The sequence below is a fragment of the Ruegeria sp. BA2 genome, from assembly GCF_056539605.1.
Map to the genome: position 1 here is coordinate 219,617 of NZ_JBQFVE010000005.1, position 17,887 is coordinate 237,503.

The 17,887-nt window shown below is 57.7% G+C and carries 14 protein-coding genes; 10 read left to right on the top strand and 4 right to left on the bottom strand.

Going from position 1 to position 17,887, the window contains the following annotated elements:
• Positions 1-59 precede the first annotated feature (59 nt).
• Both ACR0NN_RS13335 and ACR0NN_RS13340 read left to right on the top strand, forming a co-directional pair.
• Positions 60-659, top strand: coding sequence for a superoxide dismutase (locus tag ACR0NN_RS13335; RefSeq protein ID WP_170723998.1), 600 nt, complete (start codon positions 60-62; stop codon positions 657-659).
• Positions 660-942: 283 nt separating this feature from the next.
• Complete coding sequence (locus ACR0NN_RS13340) at positions 943-1,395, top strand: host attachment family protein (protein ID WP_170723999.1); 453 nt, start codon at positions 943-945, stop codon at positions 1,393-1,395.
• Between the two features lie 46 nt (positions 1,396-1,441).
• On the opposite strand, the gene ACR0NN_RS13345 is transcribed toward ACR0NN_RS13340, so the two are convergent.
• Positions 1,442-1,993, bottom strand: a complete 552-nt coding sequence (locus ACR0NN_RS13345) for a TIGR00730 family Rossman fold protein (RefSeq protein ID WP_170724000.1) — start codon at positions 1,991-1,993, stop codon at positions 1,442-1,444.
• Positions 1,994-2,119: 126 nt separating this feature from the next.
• Here ACR0NN_RS13345 and ACR0NN_RS13350 point away from each other — a divergent pair, with 126 nt between their 5' ends.
• From ACR0NN_RS13350 to ACR0NN_RS13360, 3 genes are all read left to right on the top strand, one after another.
• Complete coding sequence (locus ACR0NN_RS13350) at positions 2,120-3,466, top strand: LysM peptidoglycan-binding domain-containing protein (protein ID WP_170724001.1); 1,347 nt, start codon at positions 2,120-2,122, stop codon at positions 3,464-3,466.
• 61 nt (positions 3,467-3,527) lie between these two features.
• The gene (locus ACR0NN_RS13355; RefSeq protein ID WP_170724002.1) at positions 3,528-5,339 is read left to right on the top strand and encodes an ABCB family ABC transporter ATP-binding protein/permease; all 1,812 of its coding nucleotides are present in this window, start codon (positions 3,528-3,530) and stop codon (positions 5,337-5,339) included.
• 124 nt (positions 5,340-5,463) lie between these two features.
• Positions 5,464-5,787 (top strand): hypothetical protein, encoded by a 324-nt coding sequence (locus tag ACR0NN_RS13360; protein WP_170724003.1) that lies wholly within the window; start codon positions 5,464-5,466, stop codon positions 5,785-5,787.
• 46 nt (positions 5,788-5,833) lie between these two features.
• Here ACR0NN_RS13360 and ACR0NN_RS13365 read toward each other — a convergent pair whose 3' ends face one another.
• Positions 5,834-9,649 carry an efflux RND transporter permease subunit gene (locus ACR0NN_RS13365; RefSeq protein WP_170724004.1) on the bottom strand — a complete coding sequence of 1,272 codons (3,816 nt, stop codon included), beginning with the start codon at positions 9,647-9,649 and terminating at the stop codon, positions 5,834-5,836.
• Positions 9,646-10,869, bottom strand: a complete 1,224-nt coding sequence (locus ACR0NN_RS13370; protein ID WP_170724005.1) for an efflux RND transporter periplasmic adaptor subunit — start codon at positions 10,867-10,869, stop codon at positions 9,646-9,648. Before ACR0NN_RS13370 ends, ACR0NN_RS13365 begins: the two co-directional genes overlap by 4 nt.
• A gap of 226 nt (positions 10,870-11,095) precedes the next feature.
• On the opposite strand from ACR0NN_RS13370, the gene ACR0NN_RS13375 reads away from it, so the two are divergent.
• The 5 genes from ACR0NN_RS13375 to ACR0NN_RS13395 all read left to right on the top strand — a co-directional run bounded on the left by ACR0NN_RS13375 (position 11,096) and on the right by ACR0NN_RS13395 (position 16,469).
• Complete coding sequence (locus tag ACR0NN_RS13375) at positions 11,096-11,767, top strand: hypothetical protein (protein WP_170724006.1); 672 nt, start codon at positions 11,096-11,098, stop codon at positions 11,765-11,767.
• A 41-nt stretch (positions 11,768-11,808) separates the two neighbouring features.
• A complete protein-coding gene (locus tag ACR0NN_RS13380) occupies positions 11,809-13,131 on the top strand; it encodes a PQQ-like beta-propeller repeat protein (RefSeq protein ID WP_170724007.1) in 1,323 nt (440 codons plus the stop codon).
• Between the two features lie 49 nt (positions 13,132-13,180).
• Positions 13,181-14,644, top strand: a complete 1,464-nt coding sequence (gene der / locus ACR0NN_RS13385) for a ribosome biogenesis GTPase Der (protein WP_170686216.1) — start codon at positions 13,181-13,183, stop codon at positions 14,642-14,644.
• 164 nt (positions 14,645-14,808) lie between these two features.
• Entirely contained in the window at positions 14,809-15,795 is a 987-nt protein-coding gene (locus ACR0NN_RS13390; protein ID WP_170724008.1) for a fatty acid desaturase, read from the top strand.
• 89 nt (positions 15,796-15,884) lie between these two features.
• Positions 15,885-16,469 carry a helix-hairpin-helix domain-containing protein gene (locus tag ACR0NN_RS13395; RefSeq protein WP_170724009.1) on the top strand — a complete coding sequence of 195 codons (585 nt, stop codon included), beginning with the start codon at positions 15,885-15,887 and terminating at the stop codon, positions 16,467-16,469.
• Between the two features lie 53 nt (positions 16,470-16,522).
• Here the strand turns inward: ACR0NN_RS13395 and serS are convergent, their stop codons facing one another.
• Positions 16,523-17,815: a serine--tRNA ligase gene (gene serS, locus ACR0NN_RS13400; protein ID WP_480684860.1), complete on the bottom strand. Its 1,293-nt coding sequence runs from the start codon at positions 17,813-17,815 to the stop codon at positions 16,523-16,525.
• Between the last annotated feature and the right edge of the window lie 72 nt (positions 17,816-17,887).

The window sequence follows — 17,887 nt, forward strand, 5'->3', positions numbered from 1 at the left end:
CGGCTGTCAAAGCATTTAACCTTTGGAACCGCAACATTCATTTTCAACAGGGGGCCGAGATGGCTTTTGAACTTCCTGATCTTCCTTATGCACATGACGCGCTGGCAGCCAAGGGCATGTCCGCGGAAACGCTGGAATATCACCACGACCTGCACCACAAGGCCTATGTCGACAACGGCAACAAGCTGATCGCCGGAACCGAGTGGGACGGCAAGTCGCTGGAAGAAATCATCGTTGGCACCTATGACGCGAACGCTGTGGCGCAGAACGGTGTTTTCAACAACATCAGCCAGCTGTGGAACCACAACCAGTTCTGGGAGATGATGGGCCCCGGCGGCAGCGCAATGCCGGGTGAGTTGGAAAAAGCACTGACCGAAAGCTTTGGCTCGATTGACGAATTCAAATCGCAGTTCAGCGCGGCCGGTGCCGGTCAATTCGGTTCGGGCTGGGCATGGCTGGTCAAAAACGCGGACGGATCGCTGGCCGTGACCAAGACCGAAAACGGTGTAAACCCGCTGTGCTTTGGTCAAACCGCCCTGCTGGGTTGCGACGTTTGGGAGCATTCCTATTACATCGACTTCCGCAACAAGCGTCCTGCTTACTTGTCGAACTTCCTCGACAATCTGGTGAACTGGGAAAACGTGGCATCGCGCATGTGATCTGCGCTTAGCGCAACAAGTCAATGGCCCGCCGGCAGCAATACCGGCGGGCCTTTTCTTTGTTTAAGATGAGCAATTGGTGAAAATCTGCCGGTATGTCAACTTTCGGCAAATGGCCTATTGAGTGGGGCCCTTCAGCCCTTACCTAAGTTAGGCGGAGGGAGAGAACCGCCAATCAACTTAGTACCAGTTAGAATGCGTGCGAAATACAAACGCCGCATCTCCAAGCAGGTGTGTCTGAGGGACAGGTGAAAGCCAATCCAAGCGATACAGGAGATCACGAATGGCTGCACTTGAACAGGGAACATGGGTTATCATTGCTGATGGTGAAAAGGCGCTGGTGATGGAGAATATCACCGACGCGCAAGACCCGAATTTGGTTGTCGTGTCTGTTGAAGAACAGGACGGGGCACCGGCCAAACCAACCGACCGAGCTGGTCGACGGCCAGATACAGGCCCGAACCAGAAATCAGCTGTTGAAGAGGACAGCTGGAAGGCCCACGCCAAATCTCTTTTCGTTCAGGATGTCGCCAACCTGCTGAATCGTAAGGGTCTGAAAGGGGCGTATAAACGTTTGGTACTTGTGGCCAGCCCGCATGTTCTGGGGCTTTTGCGTCGCCGATTGCACAGCGAAGTGTTGGCAAAGGTCGTGGCCGAGGTCGACAAGACGCTTACAAATCACCCTTTGCACAAGGTTGAGCGAATACTGCGGACCCAATTGGCTAAACCTGCTTAAACAAGTGCGGATGTTCGGGCGGTTCTTACCGCCCGATTACGCACTGTCAGTTAAGCAACTGACGAAGCGCCGACATTGCCGATGCCGGTGTATCGACCCAAGTAATGAATTCTGCCAGAGACCCGTCTGCAAACCCCTGACCGATCAACTGGTCCAGCAATGTATGCAGTGTGTCCCAATATCCATCAACATTCATCACCAGAATGGGCTTGTCATGCAGCCCCAATTGCCGCCAAGTCAGCGCTTCGAACAGCTCGTCCAAGGATCCGGGCCCGCCGGGCAGCACTACCACGGCATCGGCATTCATGATCATGACCTTCTTACGCTCGTGCATGGTTTCAGTCACGATGAAGCGCGTGAGGTCGGTCTTGCCCACTTCGCGCTGAAGCAGGTGGACCGGGATCACCCCGAATGTGTCGCCACCTGATGATTGCGCGGCGCGGGCGACTTCACCCATGAGCCCCACATCTCCGGCCCCATAAACCAGTCGCCAGCCTTCGTTAGCCAGCAGCGTGCCAAACGTCTGAGCCGCGGCAGAATATGCCGGATTTACACCATTGCGTGACCCGCAATACACACAGACGGATTTCTGGGACATGATTTGGGCTCTCTGCTCTTGTGTTAGGGGTTTTGACCCCTGATAGCGGGATTGATAGGTTGGCTCAACCGTCCGTTGGAATGCACGCCAATCTGGGTATTTACCGGGCGGAGTGAAAGGAAAAGAATGAACGCCAATTCGGGAAGCGGAGGCTCTGGTACCTTCATATGGGGCCTGGTCGCTGGAATCGTCGTGGTGCTTGTCGCTGGCGGGTTGTACCTGTCGGGGATGTTCAGCGGTCTTGACGAGAGTGCCGAGGTCGAAGCGACTGAAACATCCGAACCGGTGGAAGGCGTCGCGCAGCAAGACACTCAACCAACGGAAGAGGAGCCCGAAGCGCAGGCTTCAGAAGTTGAAGAGGCCGCAACCAATGACTCTCCAGCCATTGGGACCGAGCAGGTACAAGAGACTGAAGAACAGGCGGCAGAAAGCGCAGATGCTGAAAGCCCTGTCGCGCTTGCACCGGTCTTGGATCAGATTTTCGTTGAACCCGACGGAAACGCACTGCTGTCCGGCAATGCTGAGCCAGGTTCCGAGGTCAGCGTGCTGTTAGATGGAGAAGCCGTTCACAGCTTTACTGTCGATGAGAGCGGGCAGTTCGCCGAATTCGTCTCGATCCCATTTTCTAACGACGCTCGTGGGTTGGTTCTGGAAACCCGTGGTGGTGAACAGTCCAGCCGCTCCGACGATTACCTGATCGCAGCCCTGCCAGCTCCGGCTGTACCAGAACCGTCTGACCCCGCTGACGATCAGGCGGATGTTGAGGTTGCCGAAGCAGCGAACGCCGAAACGGAAGTCGTCGATGATAACGCGACCGAAGGGAGCGAGACCGATGTTGCACGCGTCGCGACGCCTTCGACCGACGCGACCGAACCGGCAGCAGAAACGCAGCCTGAACCGGAAAACGCACCTGATCAGCAGGTTGCGATCTTGCGCTCGGGCGAAGAAGGGGTTGAGCTTGTCCAACCCCCGACCGTGCAGGACACACCGCCAAAGCAGATCGCCTTGGATACTATCGGTTATTCGGACACCGGGGATGTCGAGCTGACCGGGCGTGCCAAAGATGGATCAGCGGTTCGTCTGTATCTGAACAATCAGCTTGTGGCAGATCTTGGGCCCTCGACGGATGGGCAGTGGCGTGGCGAGGTCGAAGGGATCGATCCCGGAGTTTATACCTTGCGGGTGGATGAGGTTTCTCCGGACGGCACCGTTGTGAGCCGACTTGAGACGCCGTTCAAACGCGAGCCTGTGGAAGCGCTGCGTGCAGCCGAAGCCAGTGAATCCGGAGAAACCGTGGGTCAAACCCCGGCTATTCGCTCTGTCACGGTTCAAAAGGGCGATACACTTTGGGCGATTTCGCGGGATCGGTTTGGGGATGGCGTGCTGTACGTCAAACTTTTTGAGGCCAACAAGGATTCGATCCGCGATCCTGACCTGATCTATCCGGGACAAATCTTCACTATTCCCGAATGAACATTTCCACTGGCCCTTTTCGGTGGGCCAGTTCAATCTCTGACCGCAGTTAAGGTACGTGATGAGACAACCCTCCGCGATCCAAGCCGAGCCTGACGAGCACCGCTCGGGCTGGCGCACCATCCGCAAAGTCGCCCCCTATCTTTGGCCCGAAGATCAGCCATGGGTGAAACGCCGTGTTGTCTTGGCAATGGCAATGTTGGTGCTGGCCAAGCTGATCGCTGTCTATACCCCGATCCTGTACAAGGGCGCTGTTGACGGCTTGGCGGGCGAGGGTGTGCCACCGCTTGCGCTAGGCGCGATCGGGCTGACCGTGGCCTATGGCGTGGCCCGCATGATGACCGTGGGCTTCCAGCAATTGCGGGATGCATTTTTTGCCCCGGTTGGACAACGGGCGCTGCGGGCGCTGGCGCTTGAGACTTTCCAGCATATTCACCAGCTATCGATGCGCTATCATGTGACCCGCCGCACGGGTGGCCTGAGCCGTATTATCGAACGGGGGGTGAAAGGCGTAGAATTCCTGCTGCGCTTTCTGCTTTTTTCAATCGGGCCGCTGATCCTGGAACTGCTATTGGTGTCAATCATCCTGCTGTGGCTGTTCGACGTCTGGTATCTGGTCGTCGTGGCAGTGACGATCGCGCTTTATATCTGGTTCACGTTCGCTGTGACCGAATGGCGCGTGAAGCTGCGGCGCGAGATGAACGAACAAGATACCGAGGCCAACCAGCGCGCCATCGACAGCCTGTTGAACTTTGAAACAGTCAAGTATTTCAATGCCGAAACACGCGAAGCTGAACGCTATGATGTTTCGATGAAGGGCTACGCCAAGGCTGCGCTTAAGACAGCGTATTCTCTGGCCTTCCTCAATTTCGGTCAATCTCTACTGATCACCTGCGGCCTGATCGGGGTGATGGTTTTGGCGGCAATGGGCGTACAGAACGGGTCGCTGACAGTCGGCGATTTCGTGATGGTCAACGCGTATATGATCCAGATAACCGTGCCTCTGAACTTCCTTGGCACCGTCTATCGCGAAATAAGGCAATCACTGGTGGACATGGGGCAGATGTTCGATCTGCTTGAGCAACCTGCTGAGGTGACGGACAAACCCTGCGCGCCGAACCTGAAGGTCAATGGGGGTGAGGTGACGCTTGAAGATGTGCATTTTGGGTATGAGCCTGATCGCGAAATCCTGAAAGGCGTATCGCTGAACGTACCGGCGGGACAGACTGTGGCGATTGTCGGGGCTACAGGCTCGGGCAAATCAACCATTGGTCGGTTGCTGTTCCGGTTCTACGACGTCACCGGCGGGGCGTTGAAGATCGATGGTCAGGATGTGCGCGACGTCAGTCAAGCCAGCCTGCACGCCTCGATCGGCGTCGTTCCGCAGGACACGGTGCTGTTCAACGATACGATCCGCTACAACATCGCCTATGGGCGCGAAGGGGCAACTCAGGATGATGTGGAAGCTGCGGCAAAGGCTGCACAGATCCACGATTTCATTGTCAGCCTGCCCGAAGGGTACGACACCAAGGTTGGCGAGCGGGGCTTAAAACTGTCAGGCGGTGAGAAACAGCGCGTTGGCATCGCCCGGACTCTGCTGAAGAACCCTCCGATCCTGTTGCTGGACGAGGCGACCTCGGCCCTGGATACGGATACCGAGCAGGATATCAAAGACGCACTGGCACGTGCAGGTGAGGGCCGGACGGTCCTAACCATCGCTCACCGGCTGAGCACGATCGCTGAATCTGATCTGATTGTCGTGCTGGAACGCGGTGAAATCATCGAACAAGGCACGCATACTGAGCTGTTGGGGCACGAAGGGCGATACGCGCAACTGTGGAATCGCCAGCAAGCCGACAGTGAGGCGGCGTGAACGCGGCGATCTCCAAACACAGAGGTGGAGCTTTAAAAACTGTCGTTGCAGCACGGTTTTGCGTTTGACGCCGACCTATAGTCGAGACAGTGTGCAGACCGAAACAAAGACTAGGGAAAACCTTATGAAAATGCGAGCAGCGGTTGCATTGACTGCGACACTCTTAATGGCAACTTCGGCAGCGGCCGAGGACCTGGAGTTTCTGATTATCAACGAAACCAGCTATGATCTGGTCGAATTCAACGTATCGCCTGCATCGTCCGGCAGCTGGGAAGGGAACCTGCTTCAGGGTGGCTATCTGGGCGCGGATTATGAAGTGGGCGTTCTCATCGCGGACGGGCTGACCACCTGTGTCTACGATATCCGTGGTGTCTTCAGCGACGGGGAAGCGGTTGAAGATTATGGCCTGAACTTGTGTGATCTGGGCGAATACGCTTTCGTCGAGTAACCCCCAAACCAGAAATTAAATGGCGAGCCCTTGGGCTCGCCTTTTTTTATTCTGCGGCCTTCAGCGGTGTGGTCGGCGGATGATCGGGGCGGTCATCCGAGGTGTCCTGACCTTGGGCGACTTTGCTCTGCTCATCAGTCCAGATCATCTCGGCAGCCTGCACATCACGCGCGCTTTGGCCGATTGCCATGTCCTGAGCGATCTGGCTGGACCGGCCTGCTGTTGCACGCGCCAGCGCCTTACCCAGCCATATCGCGTAGGTGGTGACCCATACGCGCAGCGCCAGGAATGAGGGCGTTACAATCAGCGTCAGTACCGTGGCCGTGCCGAGGCCAAAGACCACAGCCGTAGCCAGCTGTTTCCACCAGAGCGCAGTAGGGCTGTCGATCGAATAGCCGCCACCGATAAAGTCCAGCGACAGGCCGAACATCATCGGGGTCAGACCCGCCATTGTGGTCAGAGTAGTCAACAGAACAGGGCGGATACGCGCCTCAGCCGTTCGAACGATGGCATCGATGCGAGACATGTAGCCGCTGTATTCCTGATAGGTGTCGATCAGAACGATGTTGTTGTTCACAACGATCCCGGCCAGTGCGACAATCCCGGTCCCGGTCATGATGATCGAGAACGGCTGTTGCATCACCATCATTCCCAAGAGCACGCCCGTGGTCGACAGAACCACGGCCAGCAGTACCAGAACCGAGTTGTAGAACGAGTTGAACTGCGCCAGCAGGATCACAAACATCAGGCCCAAAGCGGCCAGAAACGCGCTGGACAGGAAGGCTTGGCTTTCGGCCTGGTCTTCCTGATCGCCGGTCCATTCCCACGTGATTGTACGGCCGAACGGGTCGTTTTGCAGCCATTCCGTCAGCACCGCGATTCGTTCATTTGGATTGATCAGGGCAAATCGGGCGTCACCGCTTTCGATAGCAGAGCGTACCTCGCCCACATTCTCGGCACCTGTCAGTTGCACGAGTTCAAACTCGGCCCCATCTGCGCTTGTGATTGTGGTGCCAGAGGGCGTTACGCCGTCGACCACCGCGCGCACAGTGGCCAGACGCAACTCTGCACCATCTGGGCCGGTGGTGACGATCTTGCTCAACCCCGGTTCAACATCCGCCTTGACGTCATAGTAGCGTTGCTGGTCCACACGGTTAATCTCGGCCAACTTGGCCACCGGTTTGCGGGTTACGAAGTTCGACAGCGGTACCAGCCCGTCGGGCGTACGCACCTTGAGCGTATCCAGCGTCGACAAGACACGGTCCTGATCGGGCAGGCGGACGCGGATTTCGACCTCTTCATCGGTTGAATCCGGGCGCATCTCACCCAGCAGGATACCCCTCGTCACAAGCTGCACCATCGCACCAACGGTTGCCACGTCTGCGCCGAACCGGCCTGCCTTGGCGACGTCAACGTCGATCTGCCAGTCGATACCGGGCAGGGGCAGGGTGTCTTCGATCTTGATCAGGCCTGGGGTCGTATCGAACGCATCCCGCGCTGTAAGCGTGGCCGCCGTCAGTTCTTCCCAACTATCACCCTTGATCCGCAGGTGGACGGGCTTGGCCGAAGCGGGGCCTTGTTCCAGCGCCTGAAGATCAACGATGAACCCGGGAAGGGTTGCCAGCTCGGCGGTAAGCTCTTCCAGAACATAATTGCCGTCATATTCGGCTGCGACTTCTTCCTTTGCAAAACCAAGCAGGCCTGCAATCGGCCCCCAGAACCAACCGGTGATCTGTTCAGAGCTGATCGGGCGATCTTCCCAAGGAATAAGCTCGAACTGCACACGGCCAATGGTGTCGGCAGGGGCTTCGGCACCGCCATTGTTCTGATTCAGCCCGCCTTCACCCGCAAAGGCAAATACGTTGATCACGGCCGGGTGTGCGCTGATGACGCGCTCGGCCTCAAGAACCATCTCGTCTTTCTCGGCCAGAGACAGGTTACCGCGCGCCCGAACATAGGCCGTGGCCTGTTCCGGTTCGCTTTCGACAAAGAACTCGACACCGCGCGAGTTTTGCGGGAACAGGATGAATGCGATCCAGAAGACTGCCGCAAAGACCACCGCGATGGACACTACCGGCATGACCGGATTGCCGACCAAGAATTTGATCACATAACCGAATGGCGTGTGCTCTTTAGTGGTATGGACATGTTCATCCGGGGCGCGTTCGATCTTGGCGGCGCTCAGCGTGACCGAGCCAGCGAAAGCACCGAACAAGAACAACAGAACGCCAGCAAGTGAACCGCCGGGTAGCAGGTAGTTGGGGTTCAAGACCTGCATTGCGCCAAGGAAGATCATGTAAAGCGATGGCGGCACCAAAAGCGCGCGCACCCACCATGCTGTGCGTGCCCGCAGCCAGTTGGAACTGCGATCAAAACTACGGCTCATGCGGCCCGAAACACCACCAACAACCGGCAGGTAGATCAGTGCCACAATCAGCGAGGCTGATAGAACGAAGATCAGCGTGATCGGCAGCATCTTCATGAACTCGCCGGGAATGCCGGGCCAGAACAGCATTGGCAGGAAGGCACACAAGGTCGTGGCGGTTGAAGAGACAATCGGCCAGAACATCCGCTGTGCCGCCTCGACATAGGCGTGCATCGGGCCGACGCCTTCCTTGATGCGCTTATCAGCGTATTCGACCACAACGATGGCACCATCGACCAGCATGCCCACCGCAAGGATCAGGCCAAACATCACCATGTTCGAGATTGTGACCCCAATCATCGCTAGGAAGGCAAAGCACAACAGGAATGACGTCGGGATAGCAAAACCCACCAGCAACGCGGCGCGTGTCCCCAGAGAGGCCAGAACCACGATCATCACAAGTGCGACGGCGGTTAGCACTGACCCTTCAAGCTGACGGACCATTGAATCGACGATGCGGCTTTGATCGTTCGAAGTGCCCACATCAACAGCGGCCTGCAGTTCAGAAGGCCAGTTGGTCTGGGCCTCGGCAACCGTTGATTTGATCAGCGCGACGGTGTCGATCAGATTGAAGCCTTTGCGCTTGACGACCTGCAGCGCAACCGTGGACTCGCCGTTAAACCGGGCAGTGCCTTCGCGGTCTTCAAAGGTATAGTTAATTTCGGCCAGTTCACCCAAGGTGACCACGCGGTCTCCATTGACCTTGACAGGCAGCGCATAGACATCCTGTGCAGTCTTGAAGGACGATGGGATCTTGACCGAGAATGTGCCCTGTTCGGTTTCAACTTCACCTGCCGCGATCAGTTGGTTGTTGTTTTGCACAACGTTGATCAGTTCTGCGGCCGTAACGTTGTAGGCCTCAAGCCGGAGCGGATCGATCACCACTTCGAGCATTTCGTCGCGGTTCCCGGCAATGCCCGCCTCCAGCACCGCATCCAGAGCCTCAAGCTCGTCCTGCAGGTCTTTAGCAACACGCGCCATCGTACGCTCGGGGACCGGGCCGGTCAGGTTGACGATGACGATGGGGAATTCCGAAAAATTGACCTCGGTAATCGTATATTGCTCGGCCCCGTCGGGGAAATCGGCCTGGGCACTGTTCATCGCATCGCGCACATCGGCGATCGTGGCGGACTTGTCCCAACCGAATTCAAACTCCAGCAAAACACCCGCGTAGCTTTCAGCCGCGGTGGCTGTCATCGAGTCCAGCCCGTCGAGATCGGCCATCTCGGTTTCCATGGGCTTGATCAGCAGGCTTTCACTATCCTCTGCTGAGATGCCCGGAAACTGGACCGAGACGAACAGCATCGGGATATCAATATCCGGCTCACCCTCTTTCGGCAGGCCCACATAGGCGTACCCGCCAATGACCAGCGAGATCGCGATGAAAGCCAGAACCATTCTGGCACGGCTTGCGGCCCAACTGACGACGCCCGTCATTGCGATGCTTCCCTATAGGTTGGCGCAACCGTAACGCCTCGGGTTACGAATTCCTGCCCGATCACAATGATATCAGCGGTTTCCGGCAGGCCACCAACCCACACACCATCAGTTGTATCGCGCAACAGGTGAATCGGGACGAAATCAACCACGTTATCGGCGACAACAGTGCGTACCCCAAGCTCACCCTCGTTGTTCAAGGTCAACGCGGATTGCGGCAGCAGATGCGCTTTGACCCCTTCGGCGGCGATCTGAATGTTGGCCGTTTGGCCGTCCCGGATCAGCAGTTCTGGGTTGGGAACGGTGATCTCGACTTCAAAGGTTCGCGTTGTCTCATCGGCCGAACGGCTAAGGAAGGTAACACGCCCCTCGACCTGAAGACCGGTGACCAATTGCGCGGACGCCATCGAGCCGACAACAATCCGGTTTACTTCGGTTTCAGGCACGAACGCCACCAGCTTGATCGGGTCCAACTGAATAACAGTTGCACACAGAGAACCCGGTTGCATCAGGCTGCCCAATTCTGCGGTGTCACTTTCCAGCAAACCCTTGAACGGAGCCTCGATGGTCAGGCGGTCAATTTCACGCTCAGCTGCGGCAACCGCTGCAGTGGCAGCCTCAATCCCGGCTTGGGTCGATTCCAGACCAGCCTCGGCGGATTTGATACCGGCTTCGGCGGTGCTCATTTCAGCTTCGCTGGAGATGCGGCGTGTTTCCGACCCAAATCCGGTTTCTGACAGTTTGCGCGCTGCCTTCAGGTTGATCTCGGCCTCGGCTACACGCGCGTGGGCTTCTTCCAAGCGCGCCTCGGCTTCGGGAACGCGGCTTTCGGCCTCTAGCTTTGCGGCCATGGCTTCGGCAAGGCTGGCAGGGCGCGTTCCCGGATCAAGCTCACATAGCAGATCGCCCGCCTCGACAAACGCACCCTTGCGCTTGGGTTCGGACACCACGGTCGAAATGGTTTCAGCGAGGACTTCGACCTGACGGTTGGCCTTGGTCTGCCCCCTCAGTTGCACTGCGCTGCCGATTTCGCGCGCAGTTGAGCGGACGACGACGACACCAATCGAATCCGGTGCAGGTACTGATTCTGAAACCTCAGTCGCGGTTTCAGTCGGTTCATCCCCACGACCTGCGAATGCAAAAAGCGTGTCGCGCTCGAACACAAGAAAATACAACGCAACAATAACCAATACGGCGTTAACGAATGAAATCAATCGCATGCGGTACAATCTCCAGATCTGTTCGCGCAAATGGCTTCGGCTCATACCCTTAGAAATGGGGCAGATGGCACGGCTTTTCCATACTGAACTGAATAGTTCGGTTTAGTTTTTTGCGCAAGGGTCAAGCCGACGCAGGCAAATGTGTAAAATCGGGCACTTGGCTTGGCCTGATCACCGGGGTATGACATGGCGCTAGAAAACCGGACACATGAGCCTGGGGGCAGGGATGAGCGACGCCGACAGTTTTATTGATGAGGTCACCGAAGAGGTGCGCCGCGATCGCATGTACCTGCTGTTGCGCCGCTGGGGCTGGGTCGGCGTGGTCGCTGTTGTAGCTATCGTCGGAGGCGCCGCGTTCAACGAATATCGCAAAGCCCGCGACACCAATCTGGCCGAAGCGTTGGGAGATGCGATTCTTTCAGCGCTTGCTGAAAACGGATCGTCTGAGCGAGCAGAGAGCCTGCAGGCGGTTGATCCTGCGTCGGTGGGCGGGGATGCCGTATTGAACATGTTGCTGTCTGCGTCTCAGGCCGAAGCCGGATCCGAGCAAGATGCTGTAAACAGCCTGAACGCGATTGCTACACAGGGTGATTTGCCCGAAATCTACCGTGCCATCGCCAGCTTCAAGGCGCTGCTGCTGCAGACCGATACTATGCCCGTGGCAGATCGCCGTCAGCAATTCGAGGCGCTGGCGATACCCGGTGCTCCGCTGCGGTTGCTGGCGGAAGAACAACTGGCCCTGATCGATGTGGCTGAAGGCAACACGCAAGCTGCGTTGGATCGGTTGCAGGCGTTGCGTCAGGACGCCGAATCCAGCGTTGACCTGCAGCAGCGCGCCGCGCAGCTGATCGTGGCCCTTGGCGGCGAACCTCAGCCGGTAGCGGCGCAGCAGGGTTAACGAGGCGGCGAAACGGAACATCACAGGCGAGTTAATTTACCATGGTAGCACGTTATTTCTCAGGCTTTGGATTGCCCGTGGCGGCCATCGCGCTCTCCGCACTCAGTGCGTGTCAGGAGCCCGAGGTCATTCTGCCGGGTGAACGTGAGGATATTCGCGCCGCCATCGACAATGAAACCGTGGAAACACGCGGTGCCAAACCGATCAGCCTCCCGGCACAAAGTCGCAACGCCAGTTGGTCGCAAAGCGCAGGCACGCCTGCGTTCCGCACCACCAACGCTGCGCTGAATGCTACGCCACAACGCATTTGGTCTGCCAACATCGGTTCCGGCGACAGCCGCAAACAGCGCATTACCGCGGACCCGGTTGTTGCAGGTGGTTTGATCTATACGCTCGATTCCGGGGCGAATGTTTCAGCTGTCACTCCACAGGGGCAGGTAGCCTGGAGCACAAACCTGATCCCGCCGAATGAAAAGGATGCGGATGCCACGGGCGGTGGGCTCGCCTACGCCGACGGTGTTTTGTACGTCTCATCCGGTTTTGGACGCCTGACGGCGTTGGATGCAAAATCCGGTGCTCAGAAGTGGCAGAAACGTCTGAACGCAACCGGTAGCGGAGCGCCTTTGGTCAGCGGCGGTATTCTTTATCTGGTAGCCGGGGATGAAGCCGGTTGGGCCGTGAATACCAAGGATGGCCGTATCATTTGGCAGATCGAAGGCACGCCGAGTGTTGGAAACGTTCTGGGTGCGCCCGCGCCCGTGATTGCCTCGGACCTGTCAGTCTTTGCCTTTGGATCGGGCGATATTGCCGCCACGTTCCGCCAAGGCGGCATTCTGCGCTGGAATGCCTCTGTGGCCGGTGGGCGCAGAGGCCGCGCGACTGCACAGATTGTGGACGTAACCGCCGGGCCGATGGTGTCGGGCAATTCGGTCATCATCGGCAATCACTCGGGGCGCACCGTGTCCTTTGACGGAAACTCGGGCGAGCGGAATTGGACGGCGCCTGAAGGTGCCGTTGATACCGTCTGGCCTGTTGGGAACAGTGTCTTTCTGATCAGCGACCGCAGCCAATTGGTGCGGTTGGATGCAAATGAGGGCTCGACCGTCTGGGCGATCGATCTGCCGGGCTTTGTCAAGAACAAGCCGGGTCGTCGCGGCCCGATCTTTGCTCATTACGGCCCGATCATGGCGGGTGGACGTCTTGTCGTGGCCTCGAACGATGGTTATCTGCGCTTCTTCAACCCCGTTGACGGTGCGCTGGTGCATCAGGTCGAAGTGCCGGGCGGTGCAACCACGGCACCGGTTGTGGCGGGCCAGACGCTCTATGTTGTGTCGACCAAGGGCGAACTGCACGCTTTCCGTTGACGAAAAGATGCGTTAAAGGGCGCATCTTGAGTCTTGAAAGATTGGTATCATGTCGCTGACCCTCGCCATTGTGGGGCGCCCGAATGTGGGCAAATCCACCCTGTTCAATCGCCTCGTGGGCAAACGCCTGGCCTTGGTCGATGACCAGCCTGGCGTAACGCGCGACCTGCGCGAAGGTGAGGGCCGTCTAGGCGATCTGCGCTTTACCGTGATCGATACGGCGGGTCTTGAGGATGCGACGGATGACAGCCTGCAGGGCCGGATGCGTCGCCTGACAGAGCGTGCTGTGGACATGGCGGATGTCTGCCTGTTCATGATCGACGCTCGGGTGGGTCTGACGCCGACCGATGAGATGTTCGCCGATATTCTGCGCAAACGCTCGAAGCACGTGATCCTTGCCGCGAACAAGGCCGAAGGGAACGCCGCTGACGCGGGTGTGCTTGAGGCTTACAATCTTGGCCTTGGTGAGCCGGTGCGTCTGTCGGGTGAACATGGTGAGGGGATGACCGATCTCTATGCGCAACTGATGCCTTTGGCCGATGCGGCAGAAGAGGCGCGCGCAGAAGAAACACCGCAGACCGATATTGAACTGGACGAAGAGGGTGAGGGCGAAACCCCGCTGATCACCGCCGACAAGCCCTTGCAAGTTGCCGTAGTTGGACGTCCAAACGCCGGAAAATCTACGCTGATCAACAAGATCATCGGCGAAGATCGTCTGTTGACTGGCCCCGAGGCCGGGATCACCCGCGATGCGATCAGCTTGCAGATCGATTGGGCCGACCCTGATGGCAGCAGCACCCCGATGCGGATATTTGATACCGCCGGTATGCGTAAAAAGGCCAAGGTGCAGGAGAAGCTTGAAAAGCTCTCGGTCTCGGACGGCCTGCGCGCGGTGAAGTTCGCTGAGGTCGTTGTGGTTTTGTTGGACGCGGCCATCCCATTCGAACAACAGGACCTGCGGATCGCCGATCTGGCTGAACGCGAAGGCCGCGCCGTGGTCGTAGCCGTCAACAAATGGGATGTCGAAGACAACAAGCAGGAAAAACTGCGCGATCTGAAAGAGTCGTTCGAACGGCTGCTGCCACAGCTGCGCGGCGCACCTCTGATCACTGTTTCTGCAAAAACGGGCCGTGGGCTTGAACGTCTGCGCGCCGCGATATTGCGTGCCCATGACGTGTGGAATCGCCGTGTACCAACCGCTGCGCTGAACCGTTGGCTGACCGCCATGCTGGAACAGCACCCGCCGCCAGCCCCGCAGGGGCGCCGGATCAAGCTGCGGTATATGACGCAGGCCAAGACCCGCCCGCCGGGCTTCGTTGTGATGTGCTCGCACCCGGACAAAATGCCCGAAAGCTATAACCGTTACCTGGTCAATGGATTGCGCGAAGATTTTGACATGCCTGGCACCCCAATCCGGCTGACCTTGCGCGGGCAAGGGGACAAGAACCCCTATAAAGGGCGGCGCAAGAAAAACGCGGGCGCCCTGGCCAAGCATCTCAAGGGACGCGCGTAACTGCGCTAATTTTCAGCATTTTCAGAGAGGGGGCGTGACAGCCCCGTTTCCGCGCGCTAGCATTCAAGTGCGTGCATTTGTATTGTGCGCGCTGCTTGTTTGCGGGCTTTCCGCACTTAATTTTGAGTTTGCGATTGGTCGGACCACCCTGGGGAGCGGGCGTGATGGATCTGAGAGAATATACAAGACAATACGCGGTTCAGGACAACAGACTTGCCGCGCTGAGCTATTTCGGAACGTTCGCGGTGTATTTTGCATCGCTTACGCTGGCGATCACCTATGTTGACCGCTGGTATATCATGATCCCGGCGGGGATTGCGTTCGCCTTCTCCGCTGTGCGCCTTTATGTGCTGCAGCATGATTGCGGGCACCATTCGTTGTTTGAGACCCGCCTGCAAAACGAATGGGCGGGCCATGGGTTGTCACCTTTTACTTTCGCGCCGTTTGAAGTGATGAAGCAGAACCATAATCTGCACCATTCCGGCATTGGTAACCTCGAACATCGCGAGACCGGTGAAATTCACACCATGACGCTTCGCGAATGGAATGAGGCAGATTGGAAAAAGCGCTTGTTCTACCGGTTGTATCGGAATCCCTTCATTCTGGTGCCGGTCGGGGCAATGTTCACCTATTTCATCCGCTACCGCTGGCCCAAGAACACAATCCGCTTCGGTGTGATGGGGGTGCTGATGCACAACCTCTCGATCGTTGTTTTTCTGGGATTGCTTTATCTGATTGCGGGTAGCACCGGCATCTTGATCTGGCTGGTATTCTCGCTGTTGGGCGGGATGCTGGGTGTGTTCCTCGTATATCTGCAGCACAATTTTGAAGATACGTACTGGGATCGCCGCCCTGATCTTGATCCAAAACTTGCGGCGCTTCAGGGATCGTCAGCTTTGGATTTCGGCTGGTGGTTCGACAATGCCGTGGCCTGCATCACGCTGCATGACATTCACCATTTCAACGCGCGTATTCCATCTTACAAGCTGCGCGCGTGCCACTATAACCTGCCGCCCGAATACACGCCTCGACGGATCAAATTCCCCGAGGCGGTGGCGGCACTGAACCTGAAACTTTGGGATGAAGACGCTAAACGGCTTGTCCCATTTCCCGACCGCGCCGCAGGCCATCGTCTGGCCGAAAGCGGATAACACCCAGTCTGGTAGTGGATTCAACGCTCTTGCTGTGGTGTATATGCTGTGTATGTACATGACGGGGAGTGACAACGAAAGGAACCGAAATGACCGCAGTTACCGAGGTGCGTGGTGTTGGACCAGCGCTGGCCCAGGCCCTGAATGCAAAGGGCTTTAAAACGGCAGAGGCGATTGCCAAGGCCAAACCCGAGGATTTGTCCAGTGTTCCCCGCATAGGTATCGCCCGCGCGGCTCGGTTGATTTCGGCAGCAAAAGAAGTGGCTGTGGCAAAGCCGAAGCCGGCAAACCAAGCGCCAGCGCGTCGAACAGCCGCCCGCAAGCCAGCGGATCGGAAATCGCCTGTACAGCGCGCGACGGCAAAGAGCAACGCGGCTGCGAACAAGGCCAAGGCCGCACGCAAGACCGAAGAAGAGAGGGCCAAGGCGGAACAGGCGGCTGCGGAAGCCAAAGCAAAGAAAAAGGCCAAGGCGAAAGCCAAGGCGGAAAAAGCCGCTAAGAAGAAATCCGAGATGGAAGCGGCGTTTTCCAAGGCCAAGGAAAAGGTCAAGGAAAAGTCCAAGAAGGGCAAGAAAGATAAAAAGCCCAAAAAGGATGGCAAAAAGAAGGATGACAAGAAGAAATCCGACAAAAAGCCCGGCAAGAAGAAGGATAAGAAAAAGGCGAAGAAGTAAGACTTCTCCGCCTCTGATCTTGTTAAACCGGCGACCTCGGCCCGCCGGTTTTCTTATGCCAATGTGCCGTCCGTCTGAAGGGTCAGCTTGCCACCCAGATAGGGCGCCAGAACCTCGGGCAGGGTGACTGTTCCATCCGCGTTTTGACCGTTCTCCAAAACAGCAATCAGGCAGCGCCCAACAGCCAGACCAGAGCCGTTCAGAGTGTGAACGTATTCCGGTTTGCCACCAGCCTCAGGGCGGAACCGCGCATTCATGCGACGGGCCTGGAAATCGCCACAGGTCGAGACCGAGCTGATCTCGCGATAGGTGTTCTGACCAGGCAACCAGGCCTCGATGTCAAAGGTACGGCGGGCGCCAAAGCCCATATCGCCGGTACACAGGATCACGGTGCGATAGGGGATGCCCAGCTTTTCCAAAATCCCCTCGGCGCAGCGTAGCATGCGTTTCTGCTCGTCATCCGATTTGTCCGGGTGCGTGACCGAAACCATCTCGACCTTTTCGAACTGGTGCTGACGCAGCATCCCGCGCGTGTCCTTGCCTGCCGATCCGGCCTCGGACCGGAAGCACAGGGAATGCGCGGTATAACGACGGGGCAGGTAGCTTTCCTCGATCATCGTATCATTGACGATATTGGTCAGCGAGACCTCGGAGGTCGGGATCAACCACCAGCCTTCACGGGTTTGATAGCTGTCCTCGCCAAATTTCGGCAATTGTCCTGTGCCCTGCATCATCTCGGACAGCACCAGAACCGGGCCATTGACCTCGGTCAGTTCGTTCTCGTTTATGTGCGTGTCCAGCATGAACTGCGCCAGCGCGCGATGAATACGTGCAACGCCATCGGACAGAAGCACAAAGCGCGAACCCGATAGTTTGGCAGCCGTCTCAAAATCCATGCCGTTCTGCACCGCGTCGATCTCGAAATGCTCTTTCGGGGCAAAGTCCAGTTCGCGCGGGGTGCCCCAGCGATTGATTTCGACATTGTCATTCTCATCTGCGCCTTCAGGCACATCCTCGGCAGGTAGGTTGGCGATGCGGATCAGCTGATCGGTCAGCAGGGCGTCGAGATCCTTGGCCTCGGTCTGCATCCGGGCCACTTCGGCCTTTTTCTCGGCGACCAGAGCGCGCAGGCGTTCGAATTCGGCCTCATCCCCGCGCCCTTTGGCAGCACCGACCTCTTTGCTGGCCTTGTTCTGCTCGGCCTGCGCGGTTTCAGCGGCCAAAATCTTGGCGCGGCGGCTTTCATCCAGCCTCAGCAGATCTGACGACACCGGCGCGTCCCCACGGCGCGCAAGGGCGGCGTCGAAGGCGGCTGGGTTTTCGCGAATGGCGCGGATGTCGTGCATGGTTCAGATCCTTAACTGCGTGAATCACTGAAACCGCTTATGCACCATCTGAAAGGCAGGGTGTAGCGCCGG